The organism is Thalassospira lucentensis, from assembly GCF_032921865.1.
Lineage (GTDB): Bacteria > Pseudomonadota > Alphaproteobacteria > Rhodospirillales > Thalassospiraceae > Thalassospira > Thalassospira lucentensis_A.
On record NZ_CP136684.1, the window covers coordinates 2,256,572 to 2,273,704 of the forward strand.

At 56.4% G+C, this 17,133-nt stretch carries 17 protein-coding genes; 12 read left to right on the plus strand and 5 right to left on the minus strand.

Annotated features, from left to right (window positions below; genetic code table 11):
• Positions 1-56: 56 nt before the first annotated feature.
• Both R1T41_RS11020 and maiA read left to right on the plus strand, forming a co-directional pair.
• On the plus strand, positions 57-1,076 hold the full coding sequence (locus tag R1T41_RS11020) for a fumarylacetoacetate hydrolase family protein (RefSeq protein WP_317341548.1): 1,020 nt from the start codon (positions 57-59) through the stop codon (positions 1,074-1,076).
• Positions 1,073-1,729, plus strand: a complete 657-nt coding sequence (gene maiA / locus R1T41_RS11025) for a maleylacetoacetate isomerase (protein WP_317341549.1) — start codon at positions 1,073-1,075, stop codon at positions 1,727-1,729. Before R1T41_RS11020 ends, maiA begins: the two co-directional genes overlap by 4 nt.
• 10 nt (positions 1,730-1,739) lie before the next feature.
• On the opposite strand, the gene R1T41_RS11030 is transcribed toward maiA, so the two are convergent.
• Together R1T41_RS11030 and R1T41_RS11035 are read right to left on the minus strand one after the other, a co-directional pair.
• Positions 1,740-2,894: an iron-containing alcohol dehydrogenase gene (locus R1T41_RS11030; RefSeq protein WP_317341550.1), complete on the minus strand. Its 1,155-nt coding sequence runs from the start codon at positions 2,892-2,894 to the stop codon at positions 1,740-1,742.
• A 77-nt stretch (positions 2,895-2,971) separates the two neighbouring features.
• Positions 2,972-3,217 carry a hypothetical protein gene (locus R1T41_RS11035; protein WP_156484567.1) on the minus strand — a complete coding sequence of 82 codons (246 nt, stop codon included), beginning with the start codon at positions 3,215-3,217 and terminating at the stop codon, positions 2,972-2,974.
• A 213-nt stretch (positions 3,218-3,430) separates the two neighbouring features.
• On the opposite strand from R1T41_RS11035, the gene R1T41_RS11040 reads away from it, so the two are divergent.
• Positions 3,431-3,868, plus strand: coding sequence for an Lrp/AsnC family transcriptional regulator (locus tag R1T41_RS11040; RefSeq protein ID WP_317341551.1), 438 nt, complete (start codon positions 3,431-3,433; stop codon positions 3,866-3,868).
• A gap of 54 nt (positions 3,869-3,922) precedes the next feature.
• Here R1T41_RS11040 and R1T41_RS11045 read toward each other — a convergent pair whose 3' ends face one another.
• Positions 3,923-5,164, minus strand: coding sequence for a saccharopine dehydrogenase family protein (locus R1T41_RS11045; protein WP_247794122.1), 1,242 nt, complete (start codon positions 5,162-5,164; stop codon positions 3,923-3,925).
• 51 nt (positions 5,165-5,215) lie between these two features.
• The gene (locus R1T41_RS11050; RefSeq protein ID WP_317341552.1) at positions 5,216-6,313 is read right to left on the minus strand and encodes a carboxynorspermidine decarboxylase; all 1,098 of its coding nucleotides are present in this window, start codon (positions 6,311-6,313) and stop codon (positions 5,216-5,218) included.
• 521 nt (positions 6,314-6,834) lie between these two features.
• Between R1T41_RS11050 and R1T41_RS11055 the strand changes: the two genes are divergently transcribed.
• From R1T41_RS11055 to R1T41_RS11065, 3 genes are all read left to right on the plus strand, one after another.
• A complete protein-coding gene (locus R1T41_RS11055) occupies positions 6,835-7,308 on the plus strand; it encodes a DUF1348 family protein (RefSeq protein ID WP_062949580.1) in 474 nt (157 codons plus the stop codon).
• A 7-nt stretch (positions 7,309-7,315) separates the two neighbouring features.
• Positions 7,316-7,906, plus strand: a complete 591-nt coding sequence (locus R1T41_RS11060) for a TetR/AcrR family transcriptional regulator (protein ID WP_317341553.1) — start codon at positions 7,316-7,318, stop codon at positions 7,904-7,906.
• 143 nt (positions 7,907-8,049) lie between these two features.
• Positions 8,050-8,535: a VOC family protein gene (locus R1T41_RS11065; protein WP_062949576.1), complete on the plus strand. Its 486-nt coding sequence runs from the start codon at positions 8,050-8,052 to the stop codon at positions 8,533-8,535.
• Positions 8,536-8,560: 25 nt separating this feature from the next.
• On the opposite strand, the gene R1T41_RS11070 is transcribed toward R1T41_RS11065, so the two are convergent.
• On the minus strand, positions 8,561-9,592 hold the full coding sequence (locus R1T41_RS11070) for a LacI family DNA-binding transcriptional regulator (RefSeq protein WP_062949574.1): 1,032 nt from the start codon (positions 9,590-9,592) through the stop codon (positions 8,561-8,563).
• Positions 9,593-9,778: 186 nt separating this feature from the next.
• Here R1T41_RS11070 and R1T41_RS11075 point away from each other — a divergent pair, with 186 nt between their 5' ends.
• From R1T41_RS11075 to R1T41_RS11100, 6 genes are all read left to right on the plus strand, one after another.
• Positions 9,779-11,332, plus strand: coding sequence for a sugar ABC transporter ATP-binding protein (locus R1T41_RS11075; protein ID WP_097051202.1), 1,554 nt, complete (start codon positions 9,779-9,781; stop codon positions 11,330-11,332).
• Positions 11,325-12,338, plus strand: a complete 1,014-nt coding sequence (locus R1T41_RS11080) for an ABC transporter permease (RefSeq protein WP_062958675.1) — start codon at positions 11,325-11,327, stop codon at positions 12,336-12,338. Before R1T41_RS11075 ends, R1T41_RS11080 begins: the two co-directional genes overlap by 8 nt.
• Positions 12,339-12,402: 64 nt before the next feature.
• Positions 12,403-13,371, plus strand: a complete 969-nt coding sequence (locus tag R1T41_RS11085) for an ABC transporter substrate-binding protein (protein ID WP_062949568.1) — start codon at positions 12,403-12,405, stop codon at positions 13,369-13,371.
• A 157-nt stretch (positions 13,372-13,528) separates the two neighbouring features.
• Positions 13,529-14,584 (plus strand): sugar phosphate isomerase/epimerase, encoded by a 1,056-nt coding sequence (locus R1T41_RS11090; protein WP_317341554.1) that lies wholly within the window; start codon positions 13,529-13,531, stop codon positions 14,582-14,584.
• A gap of 36 nt (positions 14,585-14,620) precedes the next feature.
• Positions 14,621-15,784 carry a Gfo/Idh/MocA family oxidoreductase gene (locus tag R1T41_RS11095; RefSeq protein ID WP_317341555.1) on the plus strand — a complete coding sequence of 388 codons (1,164 nt, stop codon included), beginning with the start codon at positions 14,621-14,623 and terminating at the stop codon, positions 15,782-15,784.
• A gap of 271 nt (positions 15,785-16,055) precedes the next feature.
• Positions 16,056-17,021 (plus strand): 2-hydroxyacid dehydrogenase, encoded by a 966-nt coding sequence (locus R1T41_RS11100; protein WP_297206396.1) that lies wholly within the window; start codon positions 16,056-16,058, stop codon positions 17,019-17,021.
• Positions 17,022-17,133: the final 112 nt, after the last annotated feature.

A 17,133-nucleotide genomic window follows, 5' to 3' on the forward strand; every position in this document is an offset into this window, starting at 1 on the left:
CGGTAAAAAGAACATCACAGGACTTAACGACAGGAATGCCGGAGGCATAAAAACCGATGAAACTTGCAACCCTTAAAAACGGCACCCGTGACGGCCAGCTTGTGCTGGTGACCAAAGACCTTGGGGAATATGTCGATGCCAGCGCGATTGCGCCGACAATGCAGGCAGCGCTTGATAACTGGGACAAAGTTGCGCCGCGCCTGAGCGAACTGGCCGATGAAATCGCCGCCGGATCGACGATTGCCAAACGTTTCGCGCTTGATGAAACCAAGCTGCATTCGCCGTTGCCGCGGGCGTTTCAGTGGGCGGATGGGTCGGCCTATGTCAATCATGTCGAACTGGTGCGCAAGGCGCGCGGTGCGGAAATGCCCGACACCTTCTGGACCGATCCGCTGATGTATCAGGGCGGTTCGGACAGTTTCCTGGGACCGCGTGATGATATCCGCATGGCCGATACGGCATGGGGCATTGATATGGAAGGCGAGATCGCGGTTGTAACCGGTGATGTGCCGATGGGCGCATCACCTGATCAGGCGCGCGATGCGATCCGTTTGATCATGCTGGTCAATGATGTGTCTTTGCGTGGGCTGATCCCCGGTGAGCTTGCCAAGGGATTTGGTTTCTTCCAGTCCAAGCCGTCCTCGGCCTTTTCGCCGGTGGCGGTGACGCCCGATGAACTTGGCGATGCGTGGGATGGGGGCAAGGTTCACCTGCCGCTTTGTGTTGATCTGAACGGGAAGCCGTTTGGGCGCGCCAATGCCGGGGTCGATATGACCTTTGATTTTGCCCAATTGATCGCGCATGCCGCCAAAACCCGCCCGCTTTGTGCGGGATCGATCATCGGGTCGGGCACGGTTTCGAACAAGCTTGATGGGGGTCCGGGCAAACCGGTGGCGCAGGGCGGGGCGGGATATTCCTGCATTGCCGAAATCCGCATGATTGAAACCATTGAAAACGGCAAACCGGAAACCCCGTTCATGCAGTTTGGCGACCGGGTACGGATCGAGATGCGCGATGGCAATGGTCAGTCGATCTTTGGCGCGATTGACCAGAGCGTTGTGAAGTACGCACCATGAGCGATGTCGTCCTGTATGATTATTGGCGGTCTTCGGCCAGCTATCGGGTCAGGATTGCGCTTTCGCTGATGGATATGGCGTATCAATCCGTTGCGGTTGACCTTTTGGCGGGGGCGCATAAAGCGCCTGATTTCCGCAAACGCAATCCGCAGGGGTTGGTGCCCGCCCTTGAGATTGACGGGTTGATGCTGACCCAGTCACTCGCAATCATCGAATATCTGGATGAGACCCGCAGCCATGCGGGTTTCCTGCCCAAGGACGCGGTGGGGCGGCAGCGCGTGCGCGCACTTTCGCACGCGATTGCCATGGATATTCACCCGGTCTGTAATCTGGGGGTTGTCGGCAATATCATGAAGCAGGCCGAAGCCCATGGCGAGGACCCGGCGAAGGTGCGGCTGGCATGGATGGGGAAATATATCGGCGAGGGGCTTGAAGCGTTTGAACGGCTTCTGGACCATCCGGGCACGGGCAGCTTTTGCCACGGTGACCGGCCATCAATGGCCGATATCTGTCTGATTCCGCAGATTTATAATGCCAAGCGGTGGGACGTTGATTTAAGCCACCTTCCGATGATCAACCAGATTGCCGAGCGGTGCCTTGCGATGGACGCGTTTGCGCGCGCCCATCCCGATCTTGCAAAGCCGAAGGATTAGGGGCAAGGCCCTAAAGAACGAGGGCATAAATCGCGCGGGCGTCGTCAAACGTGACCTCGCGCGGGTTATTGATCAGCAACCGTTCGACTTTCATGGCATCGGTCGCAAGCAGATCAAGGTCGGATTGTGCGACACCGACATCGCGCAGTTTTTGCGCAAACGGCATGCGCGCCACCATTGCCGCGATAAAGGCGATGAAGGCGTCGCAGGCGTCGGCATCGTTGGAAAAACGCTGGTCCGGCATGACGGCAGTGGCGAGTTCGCCATAATGCTGCATCGCAGCATCGCGGTTGAATTTAAGGACCTCGGTCAGGACGAGGGCATTGGATAATCCGTGCGGCACGTGAAAATGCCCGCCCAGCGGATAGGCCAGCGCATGGACCGCTGCCACCGGGGCATTGGCAAATGCCATTCCGGCCATCATGGATCCCTGCAACATTGCCTCGCGCGCGGCACGGCCGGGATTTGCCGAAACCGCATCGTCGATATGGGATGTCATCAATTGCAATGCCCGGATGGCGAGGCTGTCGGACAGGGGATTTTTTTTGTGTTTTGTCGTATAGGCCTCGATCGCATGCACCATGGCATCAATGCCCGTGGCCGCCGTGATCGGGGCCGGCAACCCCATGGTCAGTTCCGCATCAAGCAATGCAAGATCGGGATAGAGCAGGGGGGAAACGACACCCTTTTTTTCCGATGTCGGCGTGGTGACGATGGAAATCGGGGTGACTTCGGACCCGGTGCCAGCCGTCGTCGGGACCTGTATCAGACGCAGGCGCGGGCCTGTCGCCAGACCGATCCCATAGATATCGGCAAGGTTTTGCGGTTTGCCGCACAGCAGTGCCACCAGTTTGGCGGTATCCATCGAACTGCCGCCGCCCAGCCCGATGACAATATCGGCACCGAATTCCAGCGCATGGCGGGTGGCTTCAAGGATGCTTTCCTCGGGCGGGTCAGCCTGCACACCAGTCCAGAGCAGATAATCGACCCCGGCCTGCCGGAGGGAGGCACAGGGGCCCGATGTCAGCCCGGCCTTTTCAAGGCCGGGGTCGCTTAGGATGAAGGCGCGTTTTGCCCCGGTTTCGGCGCACAGTTTACCAAGTTCCTGTGCACCGCCAAACCGGCAGATTGCACGCGGGGTGGTTTCGAAGATGAAATCGGACATCTGGCTTCCCTAGCTTCCCTGACTGATCATTTATTTTGACAGCAAGGGTGCCGTGGATCCGGCCCGGCAGCAAGACGCTATTTCAGGCGGCCATGTCGGCAGGTCTGATCAATCTCGTCGCGATTGATGCCGATATCGCGCAGAATGGCGTTCGGGGATTGGCGCAGCCATGCGGCGTCACGCGCGATTTTGCGCTGTGTTGCGATATGGCGGATCGAAAGAACGAGCCAGCGCCAGACAACATTGCCGAACGACGCATTCGCGGTCGACCCGGCATGGGGGGCGGTGGCGGCGAGGGAGTTGGTCGTGATGTGCATTGTCATGATGCTGGCTCGCTAGTTTGCTTTGCTAATGAGGTTCGAAATCGGTTTCGAACACAGGTAAAAACTAGCCCGCCTTTGACGACTTCGGTGCGCAAAGATCGCAAAAGCGTGCGAAATTTCCGCAAATTTTGCGTAAAAACGATTTTTCTTATCGGCCCGGTTCGGTCATTGTTTGGGGCGTATTGACGACCATGCGTTTGGGGCAGGGGCATTTTGACTGAACTTGATAAATTCGACTATCGCCTGCTGGAACTGTTGCAGCAGAACAGTCGTCTGACGGGAACCGAATTATCGGCACAGGTGGGGCTGTCATCGGCGGCGTGTCTTCGCCGGGGGCAGCGTTTGCGCGAAACCGGCGTGATCGAACGCGACGTTGCGATTGTGTCGCCCAAGGTATTTGGCAAACGGATGATGATCATCGTGTTGCTGACCATGGATCGCGACCGGCCGGATCGGTATATGCTGATGCGCGAGGAATTCGGCAAAATGCCCGAAGTCGTCCAATGCCATCACGTGACCGGGGCGCATGATTTTGTCCTGCGCATTCAGGTCGCCGATATGGATGAATATAGCGCGTTCGTGGATCGGGTTTTTCATGAGCCCTATATCAAGCGTTATGAAAGCCTGGCCGTTCTGGGGTCGCTTAAATAAAAACGGCGGGCATCAAAGCCCGCCGTTCGCATTTTGGATCATCAGGATTATGGCTTAGGCGAAATCAAGCGCCCGGTCGCCATTGGCGTCCTTGATGCGGGTCGGAAGACCCATGCCGTTCAGAAGGTTCAGGAACGGTTTGGATGGCAGTTCTTCGACATTGGCCATCTTTTTCACATCCCATTCGCCGGTGGCGATCAGCATGGCGGCTGCGACCGGCGGAACGCCAGCGGTATAGGAAATGCCCTGGCTTCCGACTTCCTCGTATGCGTCCTTGTGGTCCGCGACGTTATAAATCAGGACTTCGGTTTCCTTGCCGTCCTTGCTGCCCTTGACCAGATCACCGATGCAGGTTTTGCCGGTATAGTCGGGTGCCAGCGAGCTTGGGTCCGGCAGGCAGGCCTTGACGACCTTGAGCGGCACGACTTCGAGGCCCTCGGCCGTCGTGACCGGTTTTTCCGACAGCAGGCCGATATTGTTCAGGACCGTGAAGACATTGACGTAATGATCGCCAAAGCCCATCCAGAAACGGACATTGGGGACATCAAGGTTCTGTGACAGGGAATGAACCTCGTCATGGCCGGTCATGAAGGTCTGGCTTTCGCCGACAACCGGCATGTCCCAGATTTTCTTGACCTCGAACATCTTGTTTTCCTGCCAGGCGTTGTTCTGCCAGGAATAAACCGTGCCGGTAAATTCGCGGAAATTGATTTCCGGGTCGAAATTGGTGGCAAAATATTTGCCGTGGCTGCCGGCATTGATGTCGATGATGTCAATCGAGTCAATCTTGTCGAAGTAATCCTCGACCGCCAGTTTGGCATAGGCATTGACCACGCCCGGATCAAAACCGACGCCCAGGATCGCGGTGACACCGGCCTTTTCGCATTCTTCACGGCGTTTCCACTCGTAATTTGCGTACCAGGGCGGGGTTTCGCAGATTTTGTCCTGTTCTTCATGGATGGCGGTATCGAGATAGGCAACGCCCGCCTTGATGCAGGCTGACATGACCGGCATGTTGATGAAGGCGGAGCCAACATTGATGACGATTTCGCAGCCGGTTTTCTTGATCAATGCGACGGTGGCATCGATATCGGTTGCGTCAAGCGCATGACCTTCGAGCGTGCCGGCATTCTTCAGGTTTTTCTTTTCATGAATGCTGTCGATGATTTTCTGGCATTTTTCCGCCGTACGCGACGCAATATGGATATCGCCAAGCACATCATTATGCTGTGCACATTTATGCGCGACCACCTGTGCGACGCCACCTGCGCCGATAATCAGAACATTCTTCTTCATTTCGGGCCAAAAACTCCCTTTTTACGAATAGATGAAACCCAAAGCGCCTTTTTACGAAAGGCTCGAAACATAATCATCGAAGGTGAACTCACGTACAACGCGTTCGCTGCCGTCGAGTTCCTTGATCACGATGGACGGCATGCCGACACCGTTGAACCAGTTCTTTTTGACCATGGTGTAACCGGCGGCATCCTGTACCGAGATACGGTCGCCGACCCTGATCTCGTTTTCGAAATTGAATTCGCCAAAAACGTCACCGGCAAGGCAGGACTTGCCGCAGATCATATAGGCATGATCGCCCGTGTTCGGCTCAATCTTGGCAGTTTCGCGATAGATCAGAAGATCGAGCATGTGGGCCTCGATCGAGCTATCGACAATCGCAAGGTTTTTGCCATTGAACAGGGTATCAAGCACGGTGACCTCAAGGGTCGTGCTTTTGGTGATCGATGCTTCGCCCGGTTCGAGATAAACCTGAACGCCGTATTTTTGCGAGAAGGCCCTGAGGCGGGCGCAGAATTTATCAAGCGGGTAATTGTCCCCGGTGAAGTGAATGCCACCCCCCAAGCTTACCCATTCAACACGCGACAGAAGCGATCCGAATTTGGTTTCGATATCGCCCAGCATTTTGTCGAACAGATCGAAATCGGCGTTTTCGCAGTTATTGTGGATCATGAAGCCGGAAATGCGGTCCATGACGGCCTCGACCTTGGTGACGTCCCATTCGCCAAGGCGAGAAAACGGGCGGGCCGGATCGGCCAGATCGAAGCTGGAACTTGAAACCTGCGGGTTCAGGCGAAGACCGCGCACGATGCCGGACGCAGCATCGGCAAAGCGGTTAAGCTGGCTGATCGAATTGAAGATGATCTTGTCGGCGTTTTCGATCACTTCGTCGATTTCGGAATCGGCATAGGCCACGCTATAGGCATGGGTTTCCTTGCCGAATTTCTTGCGGCCCAGTTTGACTTCGTGCAGCGACGAGGATGTCGTGCCATCCATATAGTCCGACATGAAATCGAAGACCGACCAGGTTGCAAAGCATTTCAATGCCAGCAACGCCTTTGCGCCGGAATGTTCGCGCACATAGGCGATCTTTTCCATGTTGCGCAGCAGTTTCGATTTATCGATCAGATAATAAGGCGTATGCGGCATCGTATTCTGGTTCCTCGACCGAAGGCCCTGTTTTCAGGGACCGAAAAGACAACACGGAAAACGTCCGTCGACCGGCAAACATTCCCCGCAAGGTTCGGCATTCAAGCCCGGTTTGCGCCAACGAATTTCATACCATCGATGCGAAGGCACTTTGTGCCTGTATCGCATGCGCCGCGACCCAATAGCAGCGGGGCGCATACGGGTCAACAGTGTGACCACATTGTCTGATCGCGTGGTCTTTAAATTACCGGGGCCTTTGCGCCTTTTGATGCAGGATTTGCAAGGGTAACAGTTTGATTCCATAGGGAAACAGACGGCGATCAGATGCAGGTTTCCGTTTCGTGAAACTTGGGCCTGCCCGGTGGGGCTTTGCGCAAGCCGGATTTCCAACAGTATCACCAAATCGCGGATTTTGCATGGTTGCGGGGCAAAAAGCCCGCGATGGCATCTGTGCTATTGCTTTTTTGTACCGAATGGATAATTGTTTATCGATTGGTACAATAAAACTGATGGAGCCGACGATGAGTGAGCTACGCCAACCCCTGCCGCCCTTTACGCGGGAAACCGCAATCCAGAAAGTCCGCATGGCCGAAGATGGCTGGAACAGCCGTGATCCGGCGCGGGTGTCGCTGGCCTATACGCCCGATACGATCTGGCGGAACCGTGCGGAATTTGCCAATGGCCGTGAGGAGGTCATTGCCTTTCTGACCCGCAAATGGAACAAGGAACTGGAATATCGATTGATCAAAGAGTTGTGGGCGCATGACGGCAACCGGATCGCGGTGCGTTTTGCCTATGAGTATCGCGATGATTCCGGGAACTGGTATCGGGCCTATGGCAACGAGAATTGGGAATTTGCCGAGAATGGCCAGATGCATCGCCGGTTTGCCTGCATCAATGACATGCCGATCCGCGAAGAAGACCGCAAATTCTTCTGGGATCGTTCGGGGCCGCGCCCGGCTGATCATCCGGGCCTGTCCGATCTGGGATTATAAGTAAGCCATGCCAAAGATTATCGCGGAGCGTTCCGATGTTATTCCCGTCCTTGCGGAGATTTTCCGCGAGTATGGCTATGAAGGGGCGAGCCTTTCGCTGATTGCCAGCCGGACGGGTCTGGGAAAGGGCAGCCTTTATCATTTCTTTCCCGGTGGCAAAGAGCAGATGGCATCCGAAGTGCTTCGCGAGATCGATGGCTGGTTCGAGGACGCGGTTTACAAGCCGCTGCGTGACGCAGACGACCCGCGGGCGGCGATTTTGGAAATGTGCCGTTCGGTTGCGACCTATTTCTGGTCGGGCAAGCGGGTGTGCCTGATCGGGGCCTTTGCGCTTGATAATGTGCGCGACCGTTTTTCGGACGCAATCCGCGATTATTTTGCGGTCTGGCAGCGGTCGTTGCAGCAGGCGCTTGTGCGGATCGGGCATGATGCGGACCGGGCATCGGACATTGCCGAAGATGCGATTTTATCGATCCAGGGGGCGCTTGTTTTGTCGCGCGCGCTGGACGATACGGCGGTGTTTGAGCGCGCCATGGTGCGGGTTGAAACCGGGTTGCTGGCGGGGCCGGATCAGGGGAACGGGCACACGGGACCCTGACGGGGTGTGATACCATTACGGTATCAAAAAATGACAAATTGCCGACCGTGCGGCCCTTGATCATCGGGATGCGATGATTAAGTTTTATAGTGATTTAGGTGCCTGACCCCGGATCATTCCAAGCGACAAATGAGGAGGCGTCCATGCCTGCACCCGTCAGTGTCGATCACTTGGCCTTTCCGACCCGCGATCTTGCGGCGACGGATGATTTTTATTCCCGTGTTCTGAAGGCGCGGCTGGTTCATGCCGAAAGCGGTTACAGCCCGTCATGGAAAAGCGATTTTCTGCTGATTACCTTTGCGCTGACCGATGGAACGCGGCTGTCATTCTTTGACTGGCCAGCCGATACCGGACCGTATCCCGATGATCCCGACATGCCCAACGACGTGTTTCATATCGGGCTTCGGTGCGATACGCCGCGTGATGTGATTGCCTGGCAGAACCATTTGTTCCAGCACAAGGTGGTTTACCATAACGAGGATGACGGGAAATCGCGCCGGTTGTTCATCCGTGATCCGAACGGCATCCGGTTTGAAATCTTTGCCGCCGATCAGCCGAAATACAGTGACGATCACGAAGATCGGGCACGTTCGGTTTATGAAGAATGGCAGAAGATCGCCAATCGCTGATCAGATTTTGTGATTAGGCTTCAGGTCAGGTCGGGCAGGGGCCGGTGCTTTGGCGGATGATCAGTTCGGTCGGGACAATGACCGGGTTTTCCGCCGGTTCCGGGATCGCGCCAGCTTTATCAAGCCGGGCAAGCAGCAGCGAAATCGCCTGTTCACCCAATCGTCGGCGCGGCTGACGCACGGTTGTGAGCGGCGGATCGTAATTGGCGGCCAGATGAATATCATCGAAACCAACCACGGATACATCGTGGGGCACGCGAAGGCCGAGTTCCTTGGCCGCGACAATGACGCCGATTGCCATACCGTCCGATGAGCAGAAAAATGCCGTTGGGCGGTTTTTGCTGTCTTTAAGCAGGGCACGCGCCGCCGAAATACCCGATTCAATCGAAAAATCGCCGCGATAGATCAGGGACGGGTTGACTTCGATGCCGCTGCTGGAAAGCGCGCGGCGATAGCCGGCAACGCGGTCGGTCGTCAGGATGTTGCTGGCGGGGCCCGCGATATGGGCGATGCGGCTGTGTCCAAGGTCCAGCAGATGTTTTGTCGCGCTATAGGCGGCCTTTTCATTGTCGATGATCACGGTCGGCAGGTTGCAGCCCGGAATGCGTTCGCAGGCAATGACCACGGGCGGAATGATCCCGCGCGGGGTATTGGCAAGCGGTGCCGGAAGGCGCCCGTTTAGCAGGATCATGGCATCGGCCTGATTGCTGCGCAGGTAGGCGGCATAGGTGGCTTCGCGTTCGGGTTCGTTCTGGGTATCGCCGATCAGGACGTTGTAGCCCGCCTTGCTGGCGCCCTGTTCGATTCCCGACAGAATTTCCGAAAAGAAGGGGTTTCCGATATCGGGGACCAGCAAAAGGATCATGCCCGACCGGTTCAGGCGGAGGTTTCGGGCCATGACATTGGCGGTATAACCGGTCGCGGCGATGGCGGTTTGCACTTTTTCGCGCGTGCTTTCGGAAACCACATGGGGTTTGTGCAAGGCACGGCTGACGGTGGCAATGGATACCCCGGCATGTTCGGCAACATCTTCAATCGTCGCGATTTTTTCGATCATTCTTCTTCCTACTCTGCCGCTCGCAAGCTGTCCAGCGGCATTGATGGCGGGGTAGTGGCCCTGATAACCGGTGTGATTTTCATCACCATATGAAAAATGTAAAGGTTTACATAATGAATGAAAACGTTTACACAAGAGGCAATCAAAAGTTGATCGCATCAATGCGACGCTAGGGAGGCTACATAAATGACGGATGCGGCTGTTCATGCCGTTAATCCCGGTATCGGGGGCGAAGTACGTCTTTCCGGCCGGAAGATTTGCAAATCATTTGGCCCGGCACAGGTGCTTTTCGATGTGTCCATCGATCTGCATGCAGGCGAGGTGCACGCGCTTTTGGGCGAAAACGGTGCAGGCAAATCAACACTGGTTAAAATCCTGTCGGGCTATCACGAACCGACCGAGGGTGAGCTTGTCCTTGATGGCAAATCCATCAGCTTTGCCGATAGCGAGGCGGGTGAAGGGCACGGGGTGATCCTGATCCATCAGGAACTTAACCTTGCCGAGCAGCTTACCGTTGAAGAAAACATTTTCCTGGGTCGCGAAATCAAACGCGGCTGGTTCCTTGATAAAACCGCGATGCGCGCCGAGGCCAAAAAGCTTCTGGAGCAGCTGCAATGCGATGTCGATCCGCGTACCCGCATTCGTGATCTTTCGGTTTCTGATCGCCAGATGGTCGAAATTGCCAAGGCGCTCAGCAAAAAGGCCGATATCCTGATCCTGGACGAACCGACTGCGGTTCTGACCGGGCGCGAGGTTGAAATCCTGTTTGATCAGATCCGGCGTCTGCGCGAACAGGGTGTCGCGATCCTTTATATTTCCCACAAGCTTGATGAAATCAAAGCCATTGCCGACCGCGTCACCGTGCTGCGCGATGGCCGCCACATCGTGACCGAGCCGGTGGTTGACCTGAGCAAGGATGACATGGCGCGGCTTATGGTCGGGCGCGATATCAAACAGATGTTCCCGCACCGGGTATCGGATACCAGTGCGCCGATTGTGCTTTCGGTGCGCGATCTTTCGGTGCCCGGACAGGTGCGTGATGCGAGTTTCGACCTGCATAAGGGCGAGGTGCTTGGCTTCGCCGGGATCGTCGGGGCGGGACGGACCGCCCTGATGGAGGCGATTATCGGCCTTCGCGAAAGATCGTCGGGGACGATTGAACGCGATGGCAAGCCGGTGCGGATTGCAAGTTTGCAGGACGCCAAAAACAGCGGCATCGCCTATCTGACCAAGGACCGGAAAGGCAGCGGGTTGCTGCTGAATATGGATATGCGGCCCAACCTGACATTGCTGGCGCTGGAAAAGTTCGGCAACGTGATTGTTGATCGCAAGGCGGAAGAAGCCGCCCTTGAAAAGGCGATTGAGGCGTTTGATATCCGAGCGGCCGACCGCAAGGCAAAGGTCGGTGATTTTTCCGGTGGCAATCAGCAGAAGCTTTTGCTGGCGAAGGTCATGGAAACCGATCCGGATATCGTGATTATCGACGAGCCGACACGCGGCATCGATATCGGCACCAAAAGCCAGATTTACCATTTTATCGGCGGTCTGACCGATCGCGGAAAATCCGTCATTCTCCTGTCGTCGGAAATGCCAGAAATGCTTGGCCTGTCGGACCGCATCGCGGTCATGGCGGCGGGACGCATTACCGGCATTCTTGAAGGAAACGACCGCAACGAACATGAAATCATGCGGCACGCGACAGGAATATCAGGCCAAGAGGGAGTGTCTGTTCATGAGTAGCCTTGAGCGCCGCGAGGCAAGTGCCTCGCCCCGTTTTTCCATCGATTTCAAGGCACTTGGCCCGTTTATGGCCCTTGTGGTGCTGTTTGTTCTGGGAACGGCGATCAATGACGCCTTCCTGAGTGGCGGCAACCTTTCGAATATTTTCACCCGTGCGGCCTTTATCGGCATTATTGCGGTCGGTGCGACCTTTGTGATCACGGCGGGCGGGATCGACCTTTCGGTCGGCTCGATGGCGGCGTTCATATCCGGTGCGATGATTGTCGTGATGAATACGCTGGTCGAGACACTCGGACCGGGGCTTGAAACCGTTCTGATCGGGATCGTGTTAAGCATCATTCTGGGCATCGGGGCCGGGGCGGTCAACGGGCTGGTCAGTACCAAGGGCAAGATCGAGGCCTTTATCGTGACGCTTGGCACGATGGGGATTTATCGGTCGCTTGTGACCTATATGGCCGATGGCGGCACGCTGTCGCTTGATTTCGAGGTGCGCGGCACCTATCGCCCGGTTTATTACGGCGAGCTGCTGGGCATTCCGGTGCCGGTTCTGGTGTTCCTTGCGGTGGCGGTTGCCGGTTATGTGTTGCTGAACATGACGCCGTTCGGGCGCAAATGTTTTGCCATCGGCTCGAACGAGCAGGTGGCGCGTTATTCCGCGATCCATGTCGACCGGGTCAAGACGATGACCTATGTCATTCAGGGGCTTTGTGTGTCGATTGCGACCATCATTTATGTGCCCCGCCTTGGTTCCGCATCCAGTTCGACCGGGGTTCTTTGGGAACTTGAAGCCATCGCGGCCGTGATCATCGGCGGCACGATGCTCAAGGGTGGTTATGGCCGCATCTGGGGCACGGTGGTTGGTGCGATCATGCTGACCACGATTGGCAATATCCTTAACCTTACCGATGCGATCAGCAATTACCTGAACGGGGCTGTTCAGGGCTTGATCATTATCGTTGCCGTGTTCCTGCAGCGCGGGGACTGGCGACGCAAGAAAAGCAAATAACCGGCGATCAACGTCCGGCTCAAGATGACATACAGAATCATTTTTTGATCAGGAGGAAGCTTGAATGAAAACGATTACAAAGTTTCTCGGGGCGGCCTGCGTTGTGGGTCTTGGTCTTGCATCGACCTTGGCATCGACCACGGCACTGGCACAGGAAAAGGTAAAGATCGGGGTTTCGATCCCGGCGGCGACCCATGGCTGGGCCGGTGGTCTGAACTACCACGCGGAACAGGCCGAAAAGCGCCTTGAGGCGACCTATCCGAACCTTGATATCATTGTTGTTACCGCCAATGGTGCGGGTGAACAGGCCAACGATCTTGAAGATCTGGTATCGGTTCAGAATATCGATGCACTGGTGGTTCTGCCGTTTGAATCCGATCCGCTGACCGTGCCGGTCCAGCAGGTCAAGGAAGCGGGCAAGTTTGTGACCGTGGTTGACCGTGGTCTTTCCCTGCCGGGGATCGAGGATGTTTATGTTGCGGGTAACAACCCGGAACTGGGCCGTGTATCGGGCGAATACATCAAGGAACGTCTGGATGGCAAAGGCAAGATCGTCATCCTGCGTGGCATCCCGACCGTGATTGACGAAGAACGCGTCGAAGGTTTCATGACGGCAATCGAAGGATCGGATATCGAGGTCCTTGATATGAAGCACGCCAACTGGAACCGTGATGACGGGTATGAAGTCATGCAGGACTTCCTGTCGCGCTTCCCGGAAATCGATGCTGTCTGGGCGCAGGATGATGACATCGCGCTTGGTGTGATCGAAGCCGTCAAGCAGGCCGACCGTACCGATGAACTGTTCATCGTTGGCGGAGCTGGCATGAAGGACATCATCAAACGCGTGATGGATGGTGATGAACTGACCCCGATTGACGTTCTGTATCCGCCATCGATGATCGCAACCGCGATGGACATCACCGCGATGAAGTTCGTTTCCAATGCGGCGGTCGAAGGCCGTTACATTCTGGGGGCGACCGTCGTGACCCAGGAAAATGCCGAGAACTTCTATTTCCCGGATAGCCCATTCTGATCCGGCCGTTCTGATGCGAATTGGCGTTGTTGAATAAACGCGAGCAAGCAGAAGGAACCCCGCCCTGTCACGACAGGCCGGGCGGGGTTCGAATTTTACATCACTTTCGTCACCAGATGACATCCGGGCCACCCGGAAGAAAACACACGAGGTCAGTATGAAAACGCTTAAGGGACCGGCGATTTTCCTTGCCCAGTTTGCCGGGGACGAGGCCCCGTTTGACAGCCTTTCCAATATCGGACGCTGGGCGGCGTCGCTTGGCTATAAGGGGGTGCAGATCCCGAGCTGGGACAAGCGCCTGTTCGATGTCGAAAAGGCTGCCCAAAGCAAGGATTACTGTGACGAGGCCAAGGGTATTCTGGCCGAACATGGTGTCGAGATTACCGAACTTTCGACCCATCTGCAGGGGCAGCTTGTGGCGGTGCATCCGGCCTATGACGAGATGTTTGACGGTTTTGCCGCCCCCGAAGTGCGCGGCAACCCGAAGGCGCGCCAGGAATGGGCGGTCAATCAGGTGAAGGCCGCGATCCGCGCATCCCGCCATCTGGGCATTGGCGATCATGCGACATTTTCAGGCGCCCTTGCCTGGCCCTATGTCTATCCGTGGCCGCAACGCCCGGCGGGCCTGATTGAAACCGCGTTTGATGAACTGGCAAAACGCTGGTTGCCGATCCTTGATGTGGCCGAGGAAAATGGCGTCAATGTCTGTTATGAAATCCATCCGGGCGAGGACCTGTTTGATGGTGTGACGTTCGAGATGTTCCTTGAACGCGTCAAAAACCACGCGCGGTGCAACATCCTTTATGATCCGAGCCACTTTGTATTGCAGCAGTTGGATTATCTGGATTTCATCGATATCTATGCCGACCGGATCAAGATGTTCCACGTCAAGGATGCCGAATTTAATCCGACCGGGCGGCAGGGCGTTTATTCCGGTTATCAGGGCTGGGTCGGGCGTGCGGGGCGGTTCCGGTCGCTTGGCGACGGGCAGGTTGATTTTGGCGCGATCTTTTCGAAACTTGCGGCGATTGATTTCGATGGCTGGGCCGTGCTGGAATGGGAATGCGCGTTGAAACATCCCGAAGACGGCGCGCGCGAAGGGGCCGATTTCATTCGCAACCACATTATCCGCGTGACCGAAAAGGCATTTGACGATTTCGCCGATAGCGGTGCTGACGAGGCCACCAATCGGCGTCTGCTGGGGCTTGATTAAGGCGACGGCAGAAAACCATTCAGGACGGAGATTGACATGACTGAGACGAAAAATCCGGCGCGGCGCATCCGCCTTGGCATGGTTGGCGGCGGGCAGGGGGCGTTTATTGGCGCGGTGCATCGCATTGCGGCCCGTCTGGATGACCGGTATGAACTGGTTGCGGGGGCGTTGTCGTCCAAACCCGATATTGCACGCGCGTCGGCGGCGGAACTGTTTATTGCACCCGACCGGTCCTATGACAGTTTTGCCGACATGGCCAAACAGGAAGCCGCGCGCGAGGATGGCATTGATGCCTGCGCGATTGTCACGCCAAACCACCTGCATTTCCCGGCCGCCATGGCGATGCTGGATGCCGGTATTCATGTGATTTGCGACAAGCCGCTTTGTCTGAATGTTGAAGAAGCCGAATTGCTGGCGGCCAAGGTGCGCGAAACCGGGCTTCTGTTCGCATTGACGCATAATTACACCGCCTATCCGATGGTGCGCGAAGCCCGCCAGATGGTGCGTGATGGCAAGCTTGGCGATATCCGTCTGGTGCAGGTTGAATATCCGCAAGGCTGGATGGCAACGCGTGTCGAGGATACCGACAACAAGCAGGCCCATTGGCGTGCCGATCCGGCCAAGGCCGGGATGGGCGGGGCGTTGGGCGATATCGGAACGCATGCCCATAACCTTGCCGATTTTGTCACCGGGCTTGAGATTGCGGAATTGTGCGCGGATATCGATGCCATCGTGCCGGGCCGCAAGCTTGACGACAATGTCCAGATCCTGCTGCGTTACGATAATGGCGCGCGCGGGATGCTTTGGGCAAGCCAGGTGGCGATTGGCCATGAAAATGGCCTCAGGCTTCGGGTCTATGGTGACAAGGGCGGCATTGAATGGGCGCAGGAACATCCCAACCATCTGCATTTCCGCCCGCTTGACGGCCGCCCGGAACTGATGACGCGCGGCGGGGCGGGGATCGGATCAGCCGGATTGCGTGGGGTCCGCGTGCCGCCGGGCCACCCGGAAGGTTATCTTGAAGGTTTTGCCAATCTTTACACCGATTTCGCCGATCAGCTGATCGCGCGGATTACCAATGGCAAGGCCGATCCGGCATCGATGCTGATCCCGGGGATCAATGAAGGTGTCAAAGGCATGAAATTTGTCGAGGCAGTGGTCCGTTCCAGCCAGCGTGGCGCTGTGTGGGTCAGCTTTTAGGTTCCGGAAACGGGATCACCACGCAAATTGGAACATCTGGGGAGAAACAGGCGGCGATCCTTGTGATCGACCGCCTGCTTTTTTATGGCCGGGTGCCGTTACGGAAAGGAGGCATCCGGGGAATTTGCGATGACGGGCAAAGCGGTCTGGTATTCCATCTGGTGGAAAAGTCACCCTGTTGGGTTGATATGCTATTGTTCTATCTGCCGCGAAAGTGTTTCAATGCGGTATAAAGAAAACTGCAATCCATGCAGGAAACAGGGAGTAGACGATGGCGGAGAAGCCTGTGCTACTGATCACCCGGCGTTTGACCGATGCGGTCCAGGCGCGTGCGGCGCGTGATTATCAGGTCATTCTGAACGACGCGGATCACGTCTTTTCGCGTGATGAGCTGATTGCGCGCTGTCAGGATGTTGACGCGGTTCTTCCCTGCCATTCCGAACATTTCAGTGCCGATGTCATTGCCGATCTTGGTGATCGGTTGCGGATCATTGCCAATCATTCGGTCGGTGTTGACCATGTTGATCTTGAGGCCGCAAAGAAGGCCGGGATCACGGTCACCAATACCCCCGATGTGCTTTCCGATGCGACGGCCGAGATCGCCATGCTGTGCATGCTGGGTGCGGCCCGGCGTGGTGCGGAAGGTGATGCGATGGTGCGGGCCGGGAAATGGGATTTCTGGTCGCCGGCCTTTATGGTCGGGCGGCAGGTGACCGGCAAGCGGTTTGGCGTTCTGGGCATGGGCCGTGTCGGGCAGGTTGCCGCCGAGCGCGCACGCGGCTTTGGCATGGAAGTGCATTATCACAATCGCACCCGTCTGCCGGGTCACCTTGAAAAGGGTGCTGTTTTCCACGACACGGTCGAGGGGCTTCTGGCGGTATCGGATGTCTTGTCGCTGCATTGTCCGGCGACGCCCGATACGACCGGCATCATCAATGAGAAAACCATCGCATTGCTGCCGGATCGGGCCATTCTGGTCAATACGGCGCGCGGCAATCTGGTCGATGAGGACGCCCTGATCAAGGCGCTTCAAAGCGGGAAGCTGTTTGCGGCCGGGCTTGATGTGTTCCGCAAGGAACCCGGTGGAAACCCCGATCTGTCGTCGTTGAAAAACGTCTTCCTGTTGCCACATATAGGCTCTGCGACTGAAGAGACGCGTGATGCCATGGGCTTTCGGGCGCTAGATAATCTTGATGCCTTCTTTTCCGGCGGGCAACCGCAGGATCGCGTTGCCTAACGGCGCGCCAAAAACAAGAACTTGCTAAATTCCGGAACACGTCATGTTTCGGAAAATAATAATCGAAAAAAGTTTTCCACATGGTGGAAGGCCAAATATTCGATGTCCCTTG

Bases quoted from the DNA above. Each gene is read 5' to 3' on its own strand.
- R1T41_RS11020 (WP_317341548.1), top strand. From the start codon at position 57: ATGAAACTTGCAACCCTTAAAAACGGCACCCGTGACGGCCAGCTTGTG.
- maiA (WP_317341549.1), top strand. From the start codon at position 1,073: ATGAGCGATGTCGTCCTGTATGATTATTGGCGGTCTTCGGCCAGCTAT.
- R1T41_RS11030 (WP_317341550.1), bottom strand. From the start codon at position 2,894: ATGTCCGATTTCATCTTCGAAACCACCCCGCGTGCAATCTGCCGGTTT.
- R1T41_RS11035 (WP_156484567.1), bottom strand. From the start codon at position 3,217: ATGACAATGCACATCACGACCAACTCCCTCGCCGCCACCGCCCCCCAT.
- R1T41_RS11045 (WP_247794122.1), bottom strand. From the start codon at position 5,164: ATGAAGAAGAATGTTCTGATTATCGGCGCAGGTGGCGTCGCACAGGTG.
- R1T41_RS11050 (WP_317341552.1), bottom strand. From the start codon at position 6,313: ATGCCGCATACGCCTTATTATCTGATCGATAAATCGAAACTGCTGCGC.
- R1T41_RS11055 (WP_062949580.1), top strand. From the start codon at position 6,835: ATGAGTGAGCTACGCCAACCCCTGCCGCCCTTTACGCGGGAAACCGCA.
- R1T41_RS11060 (WP_317341553.1), top strand. From the start codon at position 7,316: ATGCCAAAGATTATCGCGGAGCGTTCCGATGTTATTCCCGTCCTTGCG.
- R1T41_RS11065 (WP_062949576.1), top strand. From the start codon at position 8,050: ATGCCTGCACCCGTCAGTGTCGATCACTTGGCCTTTCCGACCCGCGAT.
- R1T41_RS11070 (WP_062949574.1), bottom strand. From the start codon at position 9,592: ATGATCGAAAAAATCGCGACGATTGAAGATGTTGCCGAACATGCCGGG.
- R1T41_RS11075 (WP_097051202.1), top strand. From the start codon at position 9,779: ATGACGGATGCGGCTGTTCATGCCGTTAATCCCGGTATCGGGGGCGAA.
- R1T41_RS11080 (WP_062958675.1), top strand. From the start codon at position 11,325: ATGAGTAGCCTTGAGCGCCGCGAGGCAAGTGCCTCGCCCCGTTTTTCC.
- R1T41_RS11085 (WP_062949568.1), top strand. From the start codon at position 12,403: ATGAAAACGATTACAAAGTTTCTCGGGGCGGCCTGCGTTGTGGGTCTT.
- R1T41_RS11090 (WP_317341554.1), top strand. From the start codon at position 13,529: ATGAAAACGCTTAAGGGACCGGCGATTTTCCTTGCCCAGTTTGCCGGG.
- R1T41_RS11095 (WP_317341555.1), top strand. From the start codon at position 14,621: ATGACTGAGACGAAAAATCCGGCGCGGCGCATCCGCCTTGGCATGGTT.
- R1T41_RS11100 (WP_297206396.1), top strand. From the start codon at position 16,056: ATGGCGGAGAAGCCTGTGCTACTGATCACCCGGCGTTTGACCGATGCG.